Consider the following 23,091-nt stretch of genomic DNA (forward strand, 5'->3'; position numbering starts at 1 on the left):
ATACTCCAAAGAAAATTCTAAAAATAAAATCATTATGGCAAAAGAAGTAAAAAGTGTCGATTACGGATTAGAAAAAATCTTCGAAGGAGCACAAGATTTTTTACCATTACTAGGTACAGACTATGTAGAATTCTATGTAGGTAATGCTAAGCAATCTGCTCATTTTTATAAAACAGCATTTGGGTTTCAGTCCTATGCATATAAAGGATTAGAGACAGGTTCTAAAGATTCAGTGAGTTATGTATTGAAGCAAGATAAAATTAGATTGGTTCTCACAACACCACTAAATAGTAAATCACCAATTAATGATCACATTGTAAAACATGGTGATGGTGTAAAAGTAGTTGCGCTTTGGGTTGATGATGCTAGAAAATCATACGAAGAGACAACAAAAAGAGGAGCAAAATCTTATATGGAGCCAATTGTTGAAAAAGATGAATTTGGTGAAGTCGTGAGAGCAGGAATTTATACTTATGGTGAAACCGTTCACATGTTTGTAGAACGAAAAAATTATAAAGGCACGTTTATGCCAGGATTTGTAAAGTGGAAAAGCGACTATAATCCAGAACCTGTAGGCTTAAAATACATTGATCACATGGTTGGTAATGTAGGTTGGGGACAAATGAACACTTGGGTAAAATGGTATGAAGACGTGATGGGATTTGTAAATTTCTTGTCTTTTGATGATAAACAGATTCATACAGAGTATTCTGCGCTCATGAGTAAAGTGATGAGTAATGGAAATGGTCGTATTAAATTCCCAATAAATGAGCCAGCAAAAGCTGCAAAAAGATCTCAAATTGAGGAGTACTTAGATTTTTATGAAGACTCTGGAGTACAGCATATTGCAGTAGCAACAGATGATATTATTAAAACCGTCGCGCAATTAAAAGCTAGAGGTATTGAGTTTTTACCTCCTCCTCCTCAAGCGTACTATGATGAGATTCCTATGCGATTAGGAGAACACATGGAAATGATGAAAGAAGATATTGGAGAACTTCAAAAGTTATCTATAATGATAGATGCAGATGAAGAAGGCTACTTACTTCAAATTTTCACAAAGCCAGTAGAAGATAGACCAACTTTGTTCTTTGAGATTATTCAAAGAATGGGAGCACAAGGTTTTGGTGCAGGTAATTTTAAAGCACTTTTTGAATCTATTGAGAGAGAACAAGCAAAACGAGGAACGTTGTAATAGGCTTCCAAATTTTTATAGTTTAAAAGCTCAATCTTATTTAGGATTGAGCTTTCTTTTTATAGATTTAGTGTTGTGTGTAGCGCATTTCCGAATAAAAAATTAAAAGATGATTAAATTTATAAAATCTGACACAACTATAATACCTTTACCTATAATGGTTTCAATAAAATTTATATTTTTGGAATAGTAATTGTAATTCTACCTACTGAACAATAAAATGAAAGATAAAAGTTTCATTTGTAATAATTACGATAATGAAAAATGTACTACTTATATTTAGTATTCTGTTTTGTACGCAAGTCTCTTTTGCTCAAGAGAAGAGTGCGTTTAAAGATGGTGAATGGTTTAAATTTGAAATGAGTTATAGTGGCTTTTTAAAAGCAGGAAATGCAACATTATCTGTTGATGAAACAACGTTGCAAGGTAAACCTGTATATCACGTCACAGGAAAAGGTTGGACAACAGGTGCTATTAAATGGTTTTTTAAAGTTAAAGATAGATATGAAAGCTACTTTGATAAAGAAACAGGAGTGCCTTATAAGTTTATTAGAAAAATTGATGAAGGTGGTCACACCAAGGATATTGAGATTGCATTTGATCATGTTAAAAAAGAAGCCTTAGTAGAAAATAAAAAGCACAAAACGACAAAGATAGTTGCGACAGAGCCAAACGTTCAAGATATGGTATCTGCTTTTTATTATCTTCGGAATAATTATGAAACCGATAATATTAAAGTTGGAGATATTGTAGAATTAGACATGTTTTTTGATGAAGAAAATTTCGGATTTAAATTAAAATTTTTAGGAAAAGAAACGATAGAAACAGAATTTGGAAAAATAAAAACCTTAAGATTTAGACCATACGTAATGGCTGGACGAGTCTTTAAGGAACAAGAAAGTTTGACACTTTGGGTAAGTGCAGATGAAAATAAAATTCCGCTTAAAATACAAGCAGATTTAGCTGTAGGTTCGTTAAGAGCAGAGTTGGTGGAATTTAAAGGATTAAAGCACTATTTCCCGATACAATTTGATTAATTAAATGGATGATTTACATAAGTTTGACGATATCGTTAAGCAATTACAAGAGAAATACACAAAAATAGATCAAGATACAGATGACCACCTATATGGCTTGCTTTACAGCAAGCCTATTACGTATTGGGACTATATACAAACCGATGCCTTACTAAATCTTCAAATTCAACGCACAACGCTTCCAGATGAGATGGTGTTTATTGCTTACCATCAAATCAATGAATTGATCTTTAAAATGATTTTATGGGAAATCCAACAAGTCGCAGAAAAAGAAGAGCTCAATGTTGCTTATTTTGAAGATAAGATCATGCGTGTAAGTAGATATTTTGATATGCTTACAACGTCTTTTAATATCATGAGAGAAGGCATGTCTATTGAGCAATATATGAAGTTTCGATATACGTTAACACCTGCTAGCGGATTTCAAAGCGCACAATATAGAATGATTGAGTTTGCATCTACAGAGCTTATCAATCTTATAGATTACAGGTTTAGAAAAACGATAGATCGCAACACGCCTTTTGAGCATGCTTTTGAGCATTTATATTGGCAAGCAGCAGGAAAAGACTATAAAACGGGTAAGAAATCAACACTCTTAACTAATTTTGAAAAACGCTACAAAGGAGATTTCATTCGTTTTATGGAAACTTATAATACAAAAAACCTTTGGTCTAGATTTAAAGAACTTCCAAAAGAAGATCAAGAAAGCGAAGTCCTAGTCAAAGCAATGCGTCATTTTGATCATACAGTGAATATTAAATGGGTTATGGCACATTACAATGCTGCACGTCACTACATAGAAAGTGGTACAGGTGATGGAGAAGCCACAGGAGGAAGTGATTGGAAAAAATATATGCATCCAAAATATCAAAAACGCATATTTTTTCCAGAACTTTGGAGTGAAGAAGAAATTAAAAACTGGGGAGAAAATATCTAAAGACTAATTAATGCAGCCAAAACAATTATTAATAGCACTTATATTATGCGTTTGTGTTTTTTCATGTAAAGAAGATGAAAAACCAAAGGTAGAACCATTAGAAATAATTACTGAACCAGAACAAATTAAAGAATTTGGTTTTGTTCTCGAGGACTACATCGTAAAAAGAGATACCATTAAAAGTGGAGATAGCTTTGGAGAAATTTTAGAGCGTAATCATATAGGTTATCCTAGGATTTTCAATATTGCAGAGAAGGTTAAAGATAGTTTTGATATTACAAAGCTCAAAGTTGGTAAGCCATATACTCTTTTATGTTCTAAAGATTCTCTACAAACACCAGAGTGTTTTATATACCAAAAAAATAGTATTGATTACGTCGTTGTTAAGTTTGCAGATTCAATCATCACTTATAATGAGAAGAAGCCTATAAGCATTGTTCAAAAAGAAGCCTCAGGTATTGTGATGAATAATCTTTCTGAAACAATGGAGCAACAGGGTTTGCCTTATGAGTTGATTAATGATATGAGTGATATTTATGCTTGGACAATAGATTTCTTTAGATTACAAAAAGGAGATCGCTTTAAGATTGTTTATACACAGCGTTTTATTGAAGATTCTATTCCTGCAGGAATAGAAAGTATTGATGCTGCCTATTTTAAACATAAGGACGAACCGTTTTATGCATTTAATTTTGAGGTGGATAGTACAAAAAATATTTCCGATTATTTTGACGAAAACACAAAGAGTTTAAGACGAACATTCTTAAAGGCACCTGTACAGTTCAGTAGAATCTCATCTCGATATAATTTAAATCGTCGTATTAAATATTATGGTTATAGATTAAGACCACATAAAGGTACAGATTTTGCAGCGCCAATTGGAACAGAGATTTTAGCAACTGCCAACGGAACAGTTACAGAGTCTACAAGACGTGGCGGAAACGGAAAATATGTAAAAATTAAACACAACGGAACCTACAGCACACAATACTTGCACATGAAAGGTCAAAATGTCAAAAAAGGACAATTTGTAAAACAAGGTGATGTAATTGGTTGGGTTGGTATGACAGGAAATACAGGTGGACCTCATGTGTGTTACCGTTTTTGGAAAAATGGAAAACAAGTAGATCCTTTCCAAGAAAAATTACCAGCTGCAGAGTCTATTCCAGACTCATTAAAAGCTAACTATACAGAATTTATCAAACCGTTAAAAATACAGTTGGATAATATTCAATTTAAAGATAATAAAATAGAAATTCCTTCAGAAGAAGAAACACTTACTAGCAAAATACAATAATGGCATTAAAAACAATCAACCCAACAAAAACAGCTGCTTGGAGTAAATTACAAGCACATTTTGAAACTATAGAACATACGCATCTTAAAGATTTGTTTGCTCAACATACCAACCGAGCAAATGATATGACTATTAAATGGGAAGATTTTTATGTAGATTATTCAAAACATAGAGTATCTAAAGAAACACTTGATTTGTTATTAGAACTAGCAAATGAAGTAGATCTTAAAGATGCTATGGGTAAATATTTTGGTGGAGATGTTATCAATCAAACCGAAGGTCGCGAAGTATTACATACTGCATTAAGAAACCCTGAGAATGCTGAGGTTCTTGTAGATGGAGAGAATGTAATGAAAGAGATTTTTGAAGTAAAGCATAAAATCAAAGACTTTTCTAATAAAGTCATTGGTGGTCAAATTAAAACTTACAAAAATCAACCATTTACAGATATTGTAAATATTGGTATTGGTGGTTCAGATTTAGGTCCAGCGATGGTTGTAGATTCTTTAGCTTTTTATAAAAATCATTTAAAAACACATTTTGTAAGTAATGTAGATGGCGACCACGTTAATGAAGTCATTAAAAACTTAAATCCTGATACAACACTTTTTGTGATTGTTTCTAAAACATTTACGACACAAGAAACCTTATCTAATGCCAATACTTTAAGAGAGTGGTTTTTAAAGCATGCACCTCAAGAAGCAGTATCAAAACATTTTGTTGCAGTATCTACAAATATTGAAAAGGTGAAAGCCTTTGGGATTGATGAAGATAATATTTTCCCAATGTGGAACTGGGTTGGAGGACGATTTTCACTGTGGAGTGCAGTTGGACTTTCTATAAGTTTAGCAGTAGGTTTTGATAATTTTGACAAACTTCTTTTAGGAGCTCATAAAATGGATGAGCATTTTAAAACCGAAGATTTTGATAAAAACATCCCAGTAATTACCGCATTATTAAGCGTTTGGTATAATAATTTTTTCAATGCCGAAACTGAAGCTGTTATTCCTTACTCGCAATATTTAAATCAATTTGCTACTTACCTACAGCAAGGGATCATGGAAAGTAATGGGAAAATTGTAGACAGAAATGGAGATAAAATAAATTATCAAACCGGAACCATAATTTGGGGAGAACCAGGTACAAATTCTCAGCACGCGTTCTTTCAATTGATTCATCAAGGAACTAAATTAATTCCTGCGGAATTTATAGGCTTTGCAAAATCACTTCATGGTAATCAAGACCATCAAGATAAGCTAATGTCAAACTTTTTTGCGCAAACAGAAGCGTTGATGAATGGTAAATCACAACAAGTGGTAATTGATGAGTTGAAAGCGCAAGGAGCTTCCGAAGAAAAAATTAAAGAGCTAACACCTTTCAAAGTATTTGATGGGAATAAGCCTACAACTACTTTTTTAATCGAAAAGTTAACTCCAGAAAGTTTAGGTAAGTTGATAGCCATGTATGAACATAAGATTTTTGTTCAAGGGATTATCTGGAATATTTTTAGCTACGACCAATTTGGGGTCGAATTAGGGAAACAACTCGCTAACGCGATTTTAAAGGAGCTTCATGATGTAAATGTTATCAACAATCATGACCAATCTACTCAAAACCTCATTAAATACTACCAGAGTCAAGGTTAATTAATGTTGAATACTTGACTAATTTCCAGTATTCTAATTTTAAAATTTAAGAAAATTTTAAGTATTTTTATGTGTTAACAATTGTTAACGTTATGGTAATATAGGATCGTCCAAACAGACGTATTTTTGCCAAAAATTAAAACTCTTAAATAAATCTTAAACAATGAAAAAATTTTCAAAATGTTTATTGGTACTTGTAGTCTTATTGTGCACTACACTCGCCTTTTCTCAAAGCACAATATCTGGTAAGCTCTTAGGCTCAGATATGAATGAACCTTTACCAGGTGCAAATATTGTTGAAAAAGGAACTTCAAATGGAACAACGACAGATTTTGATGGAAATTTTACTCTCAAAACAAATGCCTCTTCAGGTGAGCTAGTTATTACATTTGTAGGTTACAATTCTCAAACGATTTCTTTTTCTGGAGATCAAAATTTAGGAACAATAACGTTAGCTTCTAGTGAAGTAGGTTTACAGGAAATTCAAATCATTGCTTCTGTAGCAGTAGACAGAAAAACACCTGTTGCAGTATCTACAGTTAGAGCTGCAGATATTGAGCTAAAATTAGGAACTCAAGAATTTCCTGAGATTTTAAAGTCAACTCCTGGTGTATATGCTACCAAATCTGGTGGTGGTTATGGAGATGGTAGAATTAACCTTAGAGGATTTAGTTCAGAGAACGTAGCTGTAATGATTAACGGTATTCCTGTAAATGATATGGAAAACGGTGCAGTATATTGGTCTAACTGGGGAGGATTAGGAGATGTTACAAGTTCTATGCAAGTGCAAAGAGGATTAGGAGCATCTAAAGTTGCTGTGCCTTCTGTTGGTGGAACTATCAATATTGTAACAAAAACTACAGATGTTGAAGCAGGTGGTAATGTTTACACAACTTTAGCAAATGATGGTTATAAAAAATTCGGTTTAACATATTCTACAGGATTGATGGAGAATGGTTTAGCTGCAACAGTTTCTGCTTCTAAAACAGATGGAGATGGATATGTTGATGGGACTGAGTTTAACGCTGTGTCTTATTTTATTAACTTGTCTAAAGAAATTAATGATAATCATAAGTTGTCTTTTTCTGCTTTTGGAGCAAAACAACGTCACGGACAAAGACAAAACAGACAACTTATTGAGACTTTTAACGAAAGTGAAAGAGGTAAAAAGTTTAATGCAGATTGGGGTTACAAAAATGGTCAAGTAACTCATGTTGAAGATAATTTTTATCACAAACCTCAAATGTCTTTAAATCATTACTGGACATTAAATGACAAAACTTCTGTGTCAACTGCAGCTTATGCTTCTTTTGGTTCTGGAGGTGGTGGAGGAACTGCTGGTTCTTTAAGCAGTAAATTCAATCTTTCTAGTCCAGATTATAGAATTGGAAATTTAGGAACAGTTGACTTTGATAAAATTGTTGACGAAAACATTGCTAATGGAGCAAATGGTTCTACAGCTGCTTTAAGAGCTTCTAGAAATGACCATATTTGGTATGGTATTTTATCAACTTTGAAAACAGATTTATCTGATGAACTCGTATTATTAGGTGGTTTAGATTTTAGAGATTACACTGGAATCCATTTTCAAGAAGTTACAGATTTATTAGGTGGACAGTATTTAGCAGATAATAGTAATGTAAATAATCCAAATGCAGCATTACAAGTAGGGGATAAAAGAAGTTATCATAATGACGGTAAAGTTGGTTGGTTAGGTGTTTTTGGTCAACTAGAATATTCTAAAGATAAGTTAGCAGGTTTTGTGTCTTTATCTGCTTCTAATACAAGTTACAAAAGAATAGATTACTTCAACTATTTAGATAGTGATCCATTACAAGAGACAGATCGTTATAATTTCCTTGGTTTTGGAGCAAAAGGTGGTGCTAACTATAATATTGATGGCAATCATAATGTTTTTGTTAACTTAGGTTACTTTGAAAAGGCACCAGATTTTGATGCAGTTTTTACCCAATTTGATAATGAACATATTATTGAAGATGCTGAAAACGAAAAAGTTTTAAGTTTTGAATTAGGTTATGGTTTTAGAGGTGATAGGTTAACTGCCAACGTAAATCTTTATAGAACGACATGGAGAGATAGAACAGAGACTGTTGGGTTTCAACAACCAGATGGAACTTTCGCTTCAGCAAATGTTTTAGGAGTTAATGCAATACACCAAGGTATTGAAATAGACTTAGTTTATAAGGCTACAGAAAAGTTAAAACTTACAGGTATGGCTTCTCTAGGTGACTGGAGATGGGAAAACAACATTGAAAATGTAACTATTTTAGATGAAGATCAAAATGTGATTAGAACAGTTAACTTGTTTATTGAAGACTTACACGTTGGTGATGCTGCGCAAACAACATTTGCATTAGGAGCTAATTATCAATTAACACAAGATACTAAATTCACTGTAGATTACAATTACTTCGATAATTTGTATGCTGATTATGATCCAAGTAGACGTGGTGTTGCTGGAGCACCAGATGCATGGAAGGTTCCTGCTTATGGTGTTTTTGATACTGCTGTATCTCATGGTTTTAAATTTGGTGACTTTGATGCTGTATTAACAGCTAGAATGAATAATATATTTGATACTGAGTATATCTCAGATGCAAATGATGGCGCAGGTTCAGTTTCTCAAACTGCGTTAGTATATTACGGATACGGAAGAACATTTAGTGTTGGTGCAAAACTTAAATTTTAAAAAATTAAGAAAATGAAAAAAATAGTATATTTAATTGCCATTATTTTAGGAACAACCATTGTAGGTTGTAATCCTTTAGAAGACATCAACAACGAAATTGATGCACAAGACAATCCAGTAGTTGGAGTTGATGAATTTACAATGTCAACAGATGATTATACTGCAATTGTAGAACAAGGAGATGATGAAGATCCAGATTATTACGAAACATTTGAAGCGTTTAGTAATGTAGATGATGCAAAGCTAATGTTGCCTGCTTTTTTAAGCGATAAATATCCTTATTGGGGAGAAGGTTCTTCTGTAACTGTAAATTATAACTTATACGATGGTAACCCAGAAGATGTAAGTGCTTATGTAAATGCAGATGATTATGAATTAGTTGCAAGTGATTATCCTACTGGTGCTAGTAATGCGTTTTTTCCTAATGAAGAGCCTACAGATTTTTTAGAAGATGTATTAGTAAATCAAATTGCTAGTCCTACGGAGGGTCAAATAGTTTTAGTAGAATACGATCAATATACTGAAGAACCTGTAGTTGGTTTTGCTCCATTAATAGCATATGATTTTGCTGGAAGTTTTGAAGGTTGGTCTGTTGTTGAAGAATCTGGTATTAGTGATGTTTGGACTTCGTTAGATGATTATATTCAAGGTAATGGTTTCTTTAGTGGGCAAGTTCCTAACGTAGAATGGTTAGTGTCTCCTTCAATTGATTTATCTGGAGAAACTGATCTTAGGTTTCAAATTGCTCACGCTATAAAATATGCTACTGATGCATCATTACTTAAAATATTAGTATCTACGGATTATACTGGTGATACAGGAGCAGCAAATTGGGATGAGATTAACTTAGCAACAACTGCAGGAGTTGATACATTAGATCCATCTGAGGACTATGATTTTTCTTCTTATGGAGGAGAAACAATTAACATCGCTTTTAAGTATGAATCTACAGTTGATGATGCTGGTAGATGGAGAATTGCAAGTACTACTATTAAAACTGTAGGTATTACAGGACCATCAATCACAAATACTAATTACTATAAATTTGATGGTTCTTCTTGGAATCTTGTTGATGATGTTTACTATTTAACATCTGCAGATTATGATTCTATGGGAACTGGATCTGGTCAACCAGGTCAGTACAATAACTTTAGTGGTTCTACTTCAGCATCAAATTATTTACCACAGTTTTTAAGTATTAAATACCCATTTGCACAAGAAGAAGATGATATCTTTATTACTTATAAGTATTATGGAGGATCAGCTGTTGGTACAGTTATAAAAGGAAATCTGTATACATTTACTAACGGTAGCTGGTCACCAAACATATCATCTTTGCAGTTTGGCTTTGAAAATGGTATTTGGGTTCCAGATAATACGATTAGATATACATTAACAAATCCTGATTATGAATATATTGGTAACACATTAGCTTCTGATTCAGAATATACTGATTTAGTTGGTACCTTAATTGATTATCATGATTATGATTATAACTGGACAGCTACCCAAGTTACATATTCGTTAACTGTATTTTTAGATTATTTAGATCCTAGTGCAGTCGAAGGTCAAAAATATCAAGTAACATACTTGCTTTATGATAATGGATTACAAGTTTTAACAGAAAGCTTTATCAAAGAAGGCGGAGAATGGATTGTTAATTAATAAAACAATTTAAACTTATAAAAAATGCCTATCGTTATCGATAGGCATTTTTGTTTTTCCGAAGTAATAATTAAATTAAATTTCTCTTTTGAAAAAGAAAGCAAAATAAGCATGATCTGTTTTAGTTATCAAAAATGAGAAAATTGCTTTACTGAATACTGAATATTTAATTCAGTAAGTCTATTCTTTCCACTCTACAGTTTCCATAATATGCTTTATATCGTTTTTTAGATATGCTGCTGCTGGTAAAATGGAATCATAATTAGGTTTTGCGTAGAAGTATAATGAACCTGTTAAAAAATGTTTAGTGCTGTCTGTGACATAGAATTGTGATTGTGATGCTGCATTGCCTCCAACCTCATAGAACATACCAAATACGTTTTGGTCTTTGTTTTCATAAAGCACGCTTTCAATCTCATCTGCTTTCATCGTATGCTTTTGGGTTAACGCTTGCGCATCTCTAAGCAATGAATCTAGATTAGTAGTATTAACCTTCTTGTAGGTAAGGTAGATCGTACCTTTCATATTTGGATAGTTAATATTTACTCCAGATAGATTATTGATGCCATCTAATTTAATACTAGAGATTTTTTCTGCGAGTTCATTTTTTTCAAAAGTAAAAGGTAATTTTACATCTACTTTTGAATATTTAGGTGTTTGATATTCTAACCTTAGCATTGCTTTAGGTTTTGGTAAAGGATCATTTCCGCAGGAAAAACAAGCAATAGCGAGTAACGGAAAGACTATGTTTTTAATTTTCATAATAGCTGGACTATTTTAGTCTAAAATGGTAAACTTAATTTGTTTGATGCGCTTTTTGTCTATAGCTTCTACAGTAAAAACGTAATTTTTGAAATTTATTTTACTTTGACGTCTTGGGAAAATGCCAGAAATCTCTAAAACAAATCCAGCAATCGTTTCTGCTTCACCTTTATGATCTTCAAAATCTGTTTCGTCGTCAAGCTTTATAATCTTATAAAAATCTTTTAAAGTTGTTTTGCCTTCAAAGGAATAATTATTTTTATCAATCTTAGTGTAAATAACATCATCATCGTCAAATTCATCGCTAATATCACCTACAATCTCTTCAATAACATCTTCGAGTGATACAACTCCAGAGGTTCCTCCATACTCATCTACCACAATGGCTAGATGGACTTTTTTCTCTTGAAACTCAACCATTAGATCATCAAGTTTCTTATTCTCAGGCACAAAAAATGGATCGCGTAATAAGGTCGTCCAATTAAATTCTTCTCTGTCGATATAAGGCAGTAAATCTTTTACATATAAAATACCAGTAACTGAGTCTATACTATCTTTATAAACAGGTATTCTTGAGTAACCGTTATTGATGACTTCTTCAATAATATCAGTGTATTTAGCATCTTCACTAAGTGCAAAAATATCCATTCTAGGACGCATGACTTGTTTGGTGTCTGTGTTACCAAAAGAGACAATACCTTTTAAAATCTTATGTTCTTCATCTGTAGTATCACTATCTCCCGTGAGTTCAAGAGCCTGTGACAATTGGTCAACACTAAGGTTTGATTTTTGTTTACCTAGTTTATTATGAATCCCTAAAGTTATTTGACGCATAGGTAAGCTAATAGGAGAAAAAATAACATCAAGTACTTTGAGCGGAATTGCCATAAAAACAGCAAACTTCACACGGTTTCTACTCGCATAAATTTTAGGTACAATTTCACCAAATAGTAAAATTAAAAATGTGATAACTACGACTTCTAAAAGAAAGCGAACCCAGGATAACTCAACACTCGCAAAAAGTGTTTCACCCAAGTAAGCAAACAAAATAACAATACCAATATTTATAAAGTTATTAGCTACGAGAATGGTTGCTAATAATTTTTTTGGTCGTTCAAGCAGTTTTGAAATGATATTGAATTTTTTTGAATTTTCTCCAAGACCTAAATCAATATCAGATTTACTCAAAGAGAAAAAAGCAACTTCTACACCACTTATAAGTGCAGAGCAAAAGAGTAAAACAAAAAGCAAAATAAACCCAGAAACGAAAGTTACGTTTGTATTGAGCATTATAATTATTAAACTCGTGGGTTCAGGATCCAAGGTAAATAGTTTAAGTTTAGTTTAATTAAAACGGAAGATCATCACTATCTTCAGTTGGTGTTTGAGTTACAGGATTACTAGCTGGTTTTTGTGCAGCTTGTTGAGGGTTTGGAGTTGGCACATTTCCGCCTTGATTATCATTTTTAGTTGTTAAAAACGTAAAATCAGTACATTGAATCTCTGTTGAGTAACGATCTGTACCTTTGTCATCCTGCCATTTTCTAGTTTTTAGGCGACCTTCAATATATACTTTATCTCCTTTAGATAAGTACTTTTCGCAAATCTCTGCAGCTTTATTTCTAACCACGATATTGTGCCATTCTGTATTGGTAACACGCTCGTTGGTTTGTTTGTTTGTATAGGTTTCATTAGTTGCTAGCGGGAAACGACCTATGCAGTTGCCTCCATCAAAATAATGCATCTTCACTTCATCTCCTAAATGCCCAATAAGCATCACTTTATTTAATGTTCCTGACATAATATATTTTATTTAAGTATACAAAATTAAGCATTTTGTAATCACTGTATTAAAAGTAAGAAAAATTTATGGTTTTTCTAAAAAGAGAAATCAAACGTATCTATAAAATTACTAATTAATGTAGGTGTTGGATAGGTTTTTACTTCGGAAATTGGAATACCTTCATTCTCGAGTGTTTTAACCTCAATAATCCAAAACTTAGTATGTAAATGTTGATGTGATAGTTTATGAATAATAGGTTCTGGATTAAAAACACTAAACGAGAAATCAATAGTTTTAAAATAGTCATTAACTAAAGGATGGCTTTTAAATACTTCAGAATTAATTTCTTTATCACTTTCAATTAAAGGAAACTGATACAAGTTTTGCCAAATACCCTTTGTGGTACGTTGCTCAAATACTGTTTTTTTATCTTCGGAAATGAGCACCAAAAAATTAAAATGCTTTTTAGTGACTTTCGTCTTTTTAAGTTTTACAGGTAAATCACTAACAGTTCCTTGTTGTAAAGCAACACAACTATTCTCTAAAGGACAAACAATACAATATGGATTTTTAGGTTTGCATTGTGTTGCACCAAACTCCATTACCGCTTGATTATAATCACCAGGATTTTTATTGTTTAGCAGTTTAGTGGCTAACAATTTAAACTCCTTTATACCTTGAGTACTATTAATAGGAGTAGAAATTCCAAAAAATCTTGAGAGCACACGATATACATTTCCATCAACTACAGCATGAAGTTCATCAAAACAAATTGAAGAAATAGCACTAGCAGTGTAATCACCAACACCTTTTAGTTTTAATAGTTCTAGATATGTTGTCGGGAATACACCATCAAGTTCACTACAAATATATTTAGCAGAAGCATGTAAATTCCTAGCTCTAGAATAATAGCCTAAACCTTGCCAAAGCTTTAAAACATCTTGTTCATTCGCGTTTGCTAAGTCAAAAACTGTAGGGAAATTGGTAACAAATGCTTCATAATAAGGTAACCCTTGCTTAATCTGGGTTTGCTGCATAATTATTTCAGACAACCAAATATGATAAGGATTTTTAGTCTGTCTCCAAGGTAAGTCTCGTTTATTAACTGAGTACCAGTGTGTTAAAATTTTCGTAAAATTCATTTAAATTTCAAAATATTGGCAAAAGTAAATCTTTAGAAGGTTAAATTTTAATTAATTACGCTTGAAATATTGAAATTAAATTACCTATATTTGCATCCCTTATAATTAATAGATAACCCTAAAATTAATAACAATGACAAAAGCTGATATAGTAGCTAAGATTTCTGATAAATTAGGAATTGAAAAAGGAGATGTTCAAGCAACAGTTGAAACTTTCATGGAAGAAGTGAAGTCTTCTTTAGAAGGTGGTGATAATGTATACTTGAGAGGTTTTGGAAGTTTTATTGTAAAGACTAGAGCTGAAAAAACTGGACGTAACATTTCAAAGAATACAACGATTAAAATACCTGCACACAATATTCCTGCATTTAAACCTGCAAAAGTATTTGTAGAAGGTGTTAAGACTAACGTTGAAGTAAACTAAAACACACTTACCGAAAAGGTTTCGGTATTAAAACAAATATTAATTTAAAAAATACTTATTTATGCCAAGTGGTAAAAAAAGGAAAAGACATAAGGTGGCTACGCATAAGCGTAAAAAACGTAGACGCGCTAATCGTCACAAGAAAAAATAAAATGAAAAAGTAGTTGCAAAACTACTTTTTCACTTTTTTAACAACAACGTTCTTTGATATAAAATTCATGAATCTATTACGTTTACCTTCGTAATACATGAATTTACTGGATTAAATATCCTGTGTCAAAATAAATATCCATCTGTTTTGAAATGAATCAAAATAGATTAAAATTAACAAAATGGAAAAAGAATTGATTATTAGATCGAGTTCTGATATTGTTGATTTTGCCTTATTAAAAGATGGAAAACTTATCGAGTTACACAAAGATGAAGATGATAACAACTTTGCTGTTGGTGATATATTTATTGCCAAAATACGCAAAGCTGTTCCTGGTCTAAATGCTGCATTTGTAAATGTAGGTTATGAGAAAGATGCTTTTTTGCATTATCATGATTTAGGACCAAAATTACCTTCACTTTTAAAATTCGTTAAACGTGTAAGCGCAGGTAGACATACCGATTTTTTACTGAAAAATTTTCAGTTTGAGAAAGATATAGACAAAAATGGTAGCGTAGCTAATGTTTTAAAGTCTAATCAATCTCTATTAGTACAAATTGTAAAAGAACCAATTTCAACCAAAGGACCTCGTATTAGTAGCGAGTTGTCAATTGCAGGTCGTTATATTGTTCTTGTACCATTTTCTGATCGTATTTCAATCTCTCAAAAGATTGATTCTAAAGAAGAAAAAGAACGTTTAAAACGTTTGGTCAAGAGTATTACACCTAAAGGTTTTGGTGTTATAATTCGTACTGTCGCAGAAGGCAAAAAAGTTGCCGAGCTCGACAAAGATTTACAGAATTTGCTGAATAGATGGACAGCAATGTGTAAAAAATTAAATAAAGCCCATCATCCAAGTAAAGTATTGAGTGAAATGAACAAAGCCTCTTCAATTTTAAGAGATATCTTTGATGATTCATTCTCAGGTATTACTGTAGATGACGAGGTGCTTTATGGACAAATTAAAGATTATGTGCAAGAAATTGCACCTTCTAAAGAATCAATTGTGAAGATGTATAAAAATGGCGTACCACTTTATGAAAAGTTTGGAATAGAGCGTCAAATAAAAACATCTTTTGGTCGCACAGTATCTATGGCACGAGGCGCTTATTTGGTAATAGAACATACCGAAGCGATGCATGTTATTGATGTAAATAGTGGTAACAGATCTAACAAAGAAAATAATCAAGAGGATACTGCCTTGGAAGTCAATATGATTTCTGCTTCAGAAATTGCTCGTCAATTGCGTTTACGTGATATGGGAGGAATTATCGTAGTAGATTTTATTGATATGAATAAAGCAGAGAATCGAAAAAAATTGTACAATCATCTTCGTGACGAAATGAATGATGATAAGGCAAAGCATAAAATTTTGCCTCCTAGTAAGTTTGGTTTAATACAAATTACCAGACAACGTGTTCGCCCAGAACGCAACATTAAAACAAAAGAAGACAATCCAAATGGTATTGCAGGAGAAGAAATTGAAGCACCAATTAAAGTGATTCAACGCATTACTCAAGACCTAGAGAGACTCATCAAAAAAGACTATAAAAAGATAACGCTTAATGCACATCCATTTATAGCAGCCTTTATAACCAAAGGGTTTCCATCAGTACGTTCTAAGTGGTTTATGGAACATAAAAAATGGGTAAAAGTTTTACCTAGAGATGCTTACACATATCTTGAATACCATTTTATTGATAAAGATGGTAAGGAAATCAAATAATATCTAAAACCCCTTTTCACTTATGTGTAAAGGGGTTTTTCTTTTTTAAAAGGTTTTAATTTTTCTTCGGAAATGTGCCAGCTATAGAAAATTTCCGAAGAAAAAAATCAAGGTGCAGGATTTGGAATCTCAGCATGCACTTCATTAATCGCCTTTAAAACATCATCACTTAAAGTAATATTTACACTATCAATGTTCTCTTCTAATTGCTCTAAAGAGGTCGCTCCAATAATATTACTGGTTATAAAAGGTCTATCGGTTACAAAGGCTAAAGACATTTGAGCTAAGGTCATATTATGATCTTCTGCAATTTTTAGATAACGTTTTGTAGCTTCTGTAGCTTTGTCTCCACTGTATCTAGCAAATCTCGGAAACAGTTTTAAACGTGTATTGTCTCCTGCAGTACCTTTTACATATTTGCCAGATAAAACACCAAATGCCATTGGAGAATAAGCTAATAAACCAATCTCTTCTCGAATAGCAATCTCTGCCATATCACCTTCAAAAACACGATTCAATAATGAATAGGCGTTTTGTATAGTGATCATTCTTGGTAGATTATTTGTTTTTGATTCTTCTAAATAGCGCATGGTTCCCCAAGCTTTTTCATTAGAAATACCAACTTGACGTATTTTACCAGATTTTATGATATCATCTAAGCTATTAAGAACCTCGTTAAAGTTCTCTTTCCATTTATCTTCAGATTTATGGTTGTAATCTCGTACTCCAAACGTGTTAGTTTCGCGCTCTGGCCAATGCAATTGGTATAAATCTATATAATCTGTTTTAAGACGCTTTAAACTGTTGTTAACAGCATCGTTGAGCGCTTCTTTACTAAATCCGTTGGTTCTAATATGAGCAGTATAATCTCCTGTTCCTGCAATTTTACTTCCTAAAACAACTTTATCTCTGTTTCCTGTTTTCTCAAACCAGTTACCTATAATGCGTTCGGTTTCTGCGTATGTTTTTTGTTCAGCAGGAACTGGATACAATTCCGCAGTATCAAAAAAATTAACACCTTTATCAAGTGCTAAATCCATTTGTACAAAACCTTCGTTTTGGGTATTTTGATTTCCCCAAGTCATCGTGCCTAAGCATATTTTACTAACTTTTATATCTGTTTTTGGTAGTGTTGTGTATTTCATCTTCAGTTGCTGTAAAAACAGGAATCTTATTTTAATTAAACTTAAATATATGTTATGTAAATATAAAAAGACCTTTCAGGATTTTATAATCTGAAAGGTCTAAATGTATGTTAAGGTTTATTACTCATATGAGATTCTGAATCAAGTTCAGAATGGCGCTAGGCCTATATCTCATTCAACAACTTAGAAATCTCATCTAGTTTTGGTGTTAAAATCACTTCAATACGTCTGTTTTGAGCTTTGCCTACCGCAGAATCATTACTTGCTACAGGAGCAAATTCACCACGTCCTGCAGCAGTTAAATTTTCAGGTTGTATAGATGGGTTCTCTCTTAAGATATTGACAATCGCAGTAGCACGTTTAGCAGATAAATCCCAATTTCCGCTTAGTTGATCGTTTCCTTTGTAAGGAACATCATCTGTATGACCTTCAATTAAAATAGCAATCTCTGGATTTTCGGCTAATACTGCTCCCAATTGCTTCACTGCTTGTTTACCTTGTGATCCCACTGCCCAACTTCCAGATTGAAAAAGGAGTTTGTTTTCCATAGAAACATAAACTTTTCCATTGCGTTGTTCTACCGTTAGTCCTTTGCCTTCAAAATTGGTTAAAGCTTTAGAAATAGCATCTTTTAATTTGGACATTGCAGCATCTTTACTCGCAATCACATTTTCTAATTCTGCAACACGTTGAGACCTAGATTCTAATTCTTTTTTTAATTTTTCTAATCGAGCGTTTTCAGCAGCTAAGGCTTGTTCTTTAGCTTCTAATTGTGCTAAAAGTTCTCTATTCTTTTTAGAGTTTTCTGCAATTGATGCACTACTGTTTTTTTCTAAAGCATCGTAAGACGCTTTTAAATTGTCAAGATTTGAATTTGTAGCATCATAATCACTTTGCAATTTGTTGCGCTGCGCCAATGTGTTATCATAATCTTTCTTAAGCTTAGCTAAATCATTTTTAGCTTCATTTAAAGTTGTTTCTAAATCTTGATTAGTATCTGCTAATTTTCTATTTTCTTTTTTAAGATTAGCATACTTGTCTTCTAAATCTGTGTAGATTTTTTTAGAGACACATGAGGTTGTTAAGACTAATGTTAGTGCTATTAATGACAATTTTTTAAGCATGTTATTTAAGGTTAAGTTATTTAAATTATTAATTTTCAATTTCTACTAAAATAGGACAATGGTCACTATGAACCGCTTCTGTGAGTATAACGCTTCGTTTGATGTTATCTTGTATAGGCTCGCTCACCATTGCATAATCCAATCGCCAACCTTTATTATTAGCACGAGAATTTGCTCTGTAACTCCACCAAGAAAATTCCTGTTTTTCTGGATGTAAATGTCTAAATGAGTCTATAAATCCACTATCTATAAATTCTCCAAGCCATTCACGTTCTTCTGGCAAAAACCCAGAAACACCTTTCATTTTTGGATTATGAATATCTATTTCTTCGTGACAAATATTATAATCGCCAAGTACAATAAGATTAGGATGCTCACTACGTAATTCATTTAAATATTGATGAATCATATTCATGTATTCAAATTTATGAGCCAATCTCGCGTCATTAGTTCCAGATGGTAAATACATACTCATCACTGAAACACCATCAAAATCTGCTCTAATATTACGACCTTCAAAATCCATGGATTCGATTCCTGTTCCATATTCTACGTGTTTAGGTTCTATTTTACTTAAAATAGCGACACCACTGTAACCTTTTTTTTCTGCGCTAAACCAATAGTTATATTTATAACCAGCGTTTTCTATAGCTTCAATATCAACTTGCTCTTTCATAGCTTTGATTTCTTGAAGACAAATCACATCTGGATTTGCGCTAATAAGCCAATCAACAAAGCCTTTTTTCATTGCTGCTCGAATACCGTTGACGTTGTAAGAGATGATTTTCATTGTAAGGTTTTAAGATTTTAGCTAAAATAAATAATACTGTACTTTTACACCACTATTTAAGGGCATTTTAACCATAAAATAATTTCTGTCTTTAGCAGTTAATATAGAGAATGAAATTTACAATCACTTTTATTTGTTTTATGCTGTCCTTTTGTGCTTTTGCGCAAGAGACAACTTCTAACTATAGAACGAAAAAAGTAGCAGTAAGAGATTCTATTAAAATAGATACTGTAAGCATTAATTCTAGTTGGTTTTTTCTTCGGAAAACAAATCAAACACTCATTGATACCTCATTCTATAAAATTGATTTTGCAAAAGCAATTTTATCGTTTAAAAAACCTGTTGAAGTAGATTCTGTAGAGATTTCCTATTTACGATATCCAGATTTTATAACACGAAAATACGCCCAACTTGACGAAAAAATCATAGTAGAAAACACAGATAACCTGCAACGACTTTATAAACTCAATCAATCTAATCTTCAGCGAAACTATACACCATTTGGTGGATTAAGCACATCAGGAAGTATTTCAAGAGGAGTAACGCTAGGAAACAATCAAAATTCGGTATTAAATAGCGAATTAGATTTACAGATTTCCGGAAAATTAAGTGATAGGGTGTCGCTTAGAGCATCCATTCAAGATGCAAATATCCCACTGCAAGAAAGTGGTTATTCACAGCGACTAGATGAGTTTGATCAGGTATTCATAGAACTATTTAGCGAGGATTGGAATATAAGAGCAGGTGACATAGATTTGACTAATACTAACAGTTATTTTGCCAATTTCACTAAGCGTGTGCAAGGACTTCAGGTGAGTGCTAATTTTGGAGATGAAGACTCAAAAACCAATCTTTTTGCGTCTGGAGCGTTAGTGCGAGGTCAGTTTACCACAAGCCAGTTTACTGCTCAAGAAGGAAATCAAGGTCCATATAAACTCACAGGACCCAATAATGAACTGTTTGTTTTAATAGTGTCTGGTAGTGAGACTGTTTACGTTAATGGTCTGCCAATAGAACGTGGCGAAAACAAAGATTATATCATAGATTACAATGCTGGAGAAATCATATTCAACTCTACTTTTCCAATTACTTCGGAAATGAGAATCACAGTAGATTATCAGTTTAGTGAACGTAATTTCTCTCGATTTATCATTTTTGGAGGAGGTGCTTATGAATCTGAAAAATTAAAATTAGGCGTTTCGGTCTATTCTGAAGCAGATGCAAAAAACCAACCACTGCAGCAAAATCTTTCTGCAGAACAAGTCGAAATTTTATCTAATGCTGGTGATGATGAATCGCAAATGATTGCACCTTCAGATGTTTCCGAAGCATATGATGAAAATCGTATATTATATAGAAAAGATATTATTGGTGGTATTGAACGCTTTGTGTTTTCAAATAATGAAGATGACGATTTGTTTAGCGTGCGTTTTACGTTGGTTGGTGCTAATCTTGGTAATTACGTGTTGATAAATAGTAATGCGATTGAAAATATTTTTGAATATGTTGATCCTATAAGTGGCGTTCCTCAAGGGAATTATGAACCGATAGTACGTTTAATTGCTCCAGAAAAATTACAGGTTGCTGTGGTTAATGGAACTTATAAACCAACCGAAAAAACCGATGTGTTTTTTGAATTAACTGGCAGTAAAAACGATGTGAATTTATTTTCTAATATAGATGATGGCAATAATGATGGTTTTGCAGCAAAGTTGCGTGTCAACCAAAATCTTATTAAAACAGATAGCCTTTGGAATCTTAATGCCAATATTGATGCAGATATAATTAATAAGAATTTTAAAACCATTCAACGTTTATATAGAGCAGAATTTAATCGCGATTGGAATTTAGAAAACCCATTAGGAAATCAATCCTTATTATCTTCTGGTTTAGAACTCGTTCACCCTAAAAAAGGATTGGCATCATACCAATTTGAGCATCTTAATTATTCAGAGAATTTTAATGGAAATAGACATAATGTGTTTGCTAATCTTCAACTTAATCAATTTAATATATTTTCTAACTCTAGTTTTTTAAATAATAAAAGTAGTCTCTCGACGTCAACTTTTGTACGTACTTTTAATAGAGTGACTTATAATTTTGCAACCCAATGGGTTGGGATAAGAATCTCTTTAGAAGATAATGAGCAACGCGATAGGGAAACTGATTTATTAACAAGTTTGAGTCAGCGTTTCAATTCTTACGAAGTATTTACAGGAATTGGAGATAGTACAGGTGTCTTTGTTGAGATTGGTTACAAACATCGTGTTAATGATAGTTTACGAGGTAATGAAATAAAACGAGTAAACACGTCTAACACGTATTATGTGAAGTCTAAGATTATTCAGAATAAAAATACCAATTTGGCTATTTATGCCAATTTTAGAAAACTAAAAAGCGAAGACGATACCATTGAAGATGAAAATTCTTTGAATTCTAGATTGAATTTTAATCAGAAATTATGGAATAATCTCGTGCTTTTAAACACCGTTTTTGAAACCAATTCAGGAACCTTACCACAACAAGATTTTACTTATGTCGCAGTTGAGCCAGGTCAAGGAGCCTACACTTGGATTGATTATAACGACAACGGAATTCAGGAACTCAACGAGTTTGAAATTGCTCAATTTGCAGATCAAGGCGAATACATTAGAGTGTTATTGCCTAATCAGGTATTTGTGAAAACACATCAAAATAGATTTAGTCAAACGCTAACTATTAATCCACAACAATGGACAGTTTCCGAAGAAAAAGGAAAGAAATTCTGGTCTCATTTTTATAATCAGACGTCGTATTTAGTTGATAGAAAAAACAAAAGAGAAGGAGAGGAGTTTGATTTAAATCCGTTCTCTACAGATGAGGAGAATCAACTCGCATTAAACAAAAGTATTCGTAATGTGCTCTTTTATAATAGAGGTAAACAAAACTACACCACATCATATACTTATTTAGCGAATACCAATAGAGCAACTTTGTCTATAGGGTTTCAAGAAAATAAAATTGAAAGCCATCAATTGCAGTTCAATCATAAATTTTGGACTAATTGGCTCGTTAATTTACAATCTAGTTTTGAAACGAATGAAAGTTTAAGTGAGAATTTTACATCTCGTAATTATGAATTAGACGAAGTAAGATTTCAACATAAATTGTCTTATATTTTTAATGAGAATGCGCGTTTTGATGTCTTTTATCAGTACACATCAAAAGACAATACTATTGGAAGCATGGAGCAATTGTTGCAAAATAACTACGGAATGTCGTTTACTTATAATAACGCAAATAAGATTGCCTTGACAGGAGAAGTCAATTTCTTTAAAAATGAATTTACTGGCAATGCTAATTCACCTGTAGCTTATCAAATATTAGAAGGATTGCAACCAGGAAATAACTTTACATGGAGTTTGCTAGCTCAAAAGAAACTGACTAAATTCTTAGATTTGAATTTTAATTACTTCGGAAGAAAAACAGAAACTAGTAAAACAATCCATACAGGAACGGTCCAGTTAAAGGCTTATTTTTAAGCTTTGTAACATTCATTACATATAGACAGTATTTTT

At 32.6% G+C, this 23,091-nt stretch carries 17 protein-coding genes; 10 read left to right on the plus strand and 7 right to left on the minus strand.

Annotated features, from left to right (window positions below):
* Nucleotides 1–34 precede the first annotated feature (34 nt).
* The 7 genes from hppD to IM744_RS02020 all read left to right on the plus strand — a co-directional run bounded on the left by hppD (nt 35) and on the right by IM744_RS02020 (nt 10,487).
* A complete protein-coding gene (gene hppD / locus IM744_RS01990) occupies nt 35–1,195 on the plus strand; it encodes a 4-hydroxyphenylpyruvate dioxygenase (protein WP_194506405.1) in 1,161 nt (386 codons plus the stop codon).
* Between the two features lie 257 nt (nt 1,196–1,452).
* Complete coding sequence (locus IM744_RS01995) at nt 1,453–2,232, plus strand: DUF3108 domain-containing protein (protein WP_194506406.1); 780 nt, start codon at nt 1,453–1,455, stop codon at nt 2,230–2,232.
* A gap of 4 nt (nt 2,233–2,236) precedes the next feature.
* A complete protein-coding gene (locus tag IM744_RS02000) occupies nt 2,237–3,169 on the plus strand; it encodes a tryptophan 2,3-dioxygenase family protein (RefSeq protein ID WP_194506407.1) in 933 nt (310 codons plus the stop codon).
* Nucleotides 3,170–3,179: 10 nt separating this feature from the next.
* On the plus strand, nt 3,180–4,466 hold the full coding sequence (locus IM744_RS02005) for a peptidoglycan DD-metalloendopeptidase family protein (protein ID WP_194506408.1): 1,287 nt from the start codon (nt 3,180–3,182) through the stop codon (nt 4,464–4,466).
* A complete protein-coding gene (gene pgi, locus IM744_RS02010) occupies nt 4,466–6,112 on the plus strand; it encodes a glucose-6-phosphate isomerase (protein ID WP_194506409.1) in 1,647 nt (548 codons plus the stop codon). Before IM744_RS02005 ends, pgi begins: the two co-directional genes overlap by 1 nt.
* A 163-nt stretch (nt 6,113–6,275) precedes the next feature.
* Entirely contained in the window at nt 6,276–8,822 is a 2,547-nt protein-coding gene (locus tag IM744_RS02015) for a TonB-dependent receptor (RefSeq protein WP_194506410.1), read from the plus strand.
* A 12-nt stretch (nt 8,823–8,834) separates the two neighbouring features.
* Nucleotides 8,835–10,487, plus strand: a complete 1,653-nt coding sequence (locus IM744_RS02020) for a choice-of-anchor J domain-containing protein (protein ID WP_194506411.1) — start codon at nt 8,835–8,837, stop codon at nt 10,485–10,487.
* A gap of 180 nt (nt 10,488–10,667) precedes the next feature.
* On the opposite strand, the gene gldD is transcribed toward IM744_RS02020, so the two are convergent.
* From gldD to mutY, 4 genes are all read right to left on the minus strand, one after another.
* On the minus strand, nt 10,668–11,249 hold the full coding sequence (gene gldD / locus IM744_RS02025) for a gliding motility lipoprotein GldD (protein WP_194506412.1): 582 nt from the start codon (nt 11,247–11,249) through the stop codon (nt 10,668–10,670).
* Between the two features lie 15 nt (nt 11,250–11,264).
* The gene (locus IM744_RS02030; RefSeq protein ID WP_194506413.1) at nt 11,265–12,572 is read right to left on the minus strand and encodes a gliding motility-associated protein GldE; all 1,308 of its coding nucleotides are present in this window, start codon (nt 12,570–12,572) and stop codon (nt 11,265–11,267) included.
* A gap of 25 nt (nt 12,573–12,597) precedes the next feature.
* Nucleotides 12,598–13,050: a single-stranded DNA-binding protein gene (locus tag IM744_RS02035; protein ID WP_194506414.1), complete on the minus strand. Its 453-nt coding sequence runs from the start codon at nt 13,048–13,050 to the stop codon at nt 12,598–12,600.
* Between the two features lie 77 nt (nt 13,051–13,127).
* On the minus strand, nt 13,128–14,174 hold the full coding sequence (gene mutY, locus IM744_RS02040; protein ID WP_194506415.1) for an A/G-specific adenine glycosylase: 1,047 nt from the start codon (nt 14,172–14,174) through the stop codon (nt 13,128–13,130).
* 133 nt (nt 14,175–14,307) lie between these two features.
* Between mutY and IM744_RS02045 the strand changes: the two genes are divergently transcribed.
* Nucleotides 14,308–14,598 (plus strand): HU family DNA-binding protein, encoded by a 291-nt coding sequence (locus IM744_RS02045; protein WP_028870804.1) that lies wholly within the window; start codon nt 14,308–14,310, stop codon nt 14,596–14,598.
* 332 nt (nt 14,599–14,930) lie between these two features.
* On the plus strand, nt 14,931–16,475 hold the full coding sequence (locus IM744_RS02050) for an Rne/Rng family ribonuclease (protein ID WP_194506416.1): 1,545 nt from the start codon (nt 14,931–14,933) through the stop codon (nt 16,473–16,475).
* A gap of 107 nt (nt 16,476–16,582) precedes the next feature.
* On the opposite strand, the gene IM744_RS02055 is transcribed toward IM744_RS02050, so the two are convergent.
* The 3 genes from IM744_RS02055 to IM744_RS02065 form a co-directional block, all read right to left on the minus strand.
* The gene (locus IM744_RS02055; protein WP_194506417.1) at nt 16,583–17,620 is read right to left on the minus strand and encodes an aldo/keto reductase; all 1,038 of its coding nucleotides are present in this window, start codon (nt 17,618–17,620) and stop codon (nt 16,583–16,585) included.
* A gap of 164 nt (nt 17,621–17,784) precedes the next feature.
* Entirely contained in the window at nt 17,785–18,744 is a 960-nt protein-coding gene (locus tag IM744_RS02060; protein ID WP_194506418.1) for an OmpA family protein, read from the minus strand.
* Between the two features lie 28 nt (nt 18,745–18,772).
* Nucleotides 18,773–19,534 carry an exodeoxyribonuclease III gene (locus IM744_RS02065; RefSeq protein ID WP_194506419.1) on the minus strand — a complete coding sequence of 254 codons (762 nt, stop codon included), beginning with the start codon at nt 19,532–19,534 and terminating at the stop codon, nt 18,773–18,775.
* Between the two features lie 110 nt (nt 19,535–19,644).
* Here IM744_RS02065 and IM744_RS02070 point away from each other — a divergent pair, with 110 nt between their 5' ends.
* Entirely contained in the window at nt 19,645–23,055 is a 3,411-nt protein-coding gene (locus tag IM744_RS02070) for a hypothetical protein (RefSeq protein ID WP_194506420.1), read from the plus strand.
* Nucleotides 23,056–23,091 lie beyond the last annotated feature (36 nt).

The sequence above is a fragment of the Psychroserpens luteus genome, from assembly GCF_015319355.1.
Classification (GTDB): Bacteria; Bacteroidota; Bacteroidia; order Flavobacteriales; family Flavobacteriaceae; genus Psychroserpens; species Psychroserpens luteus.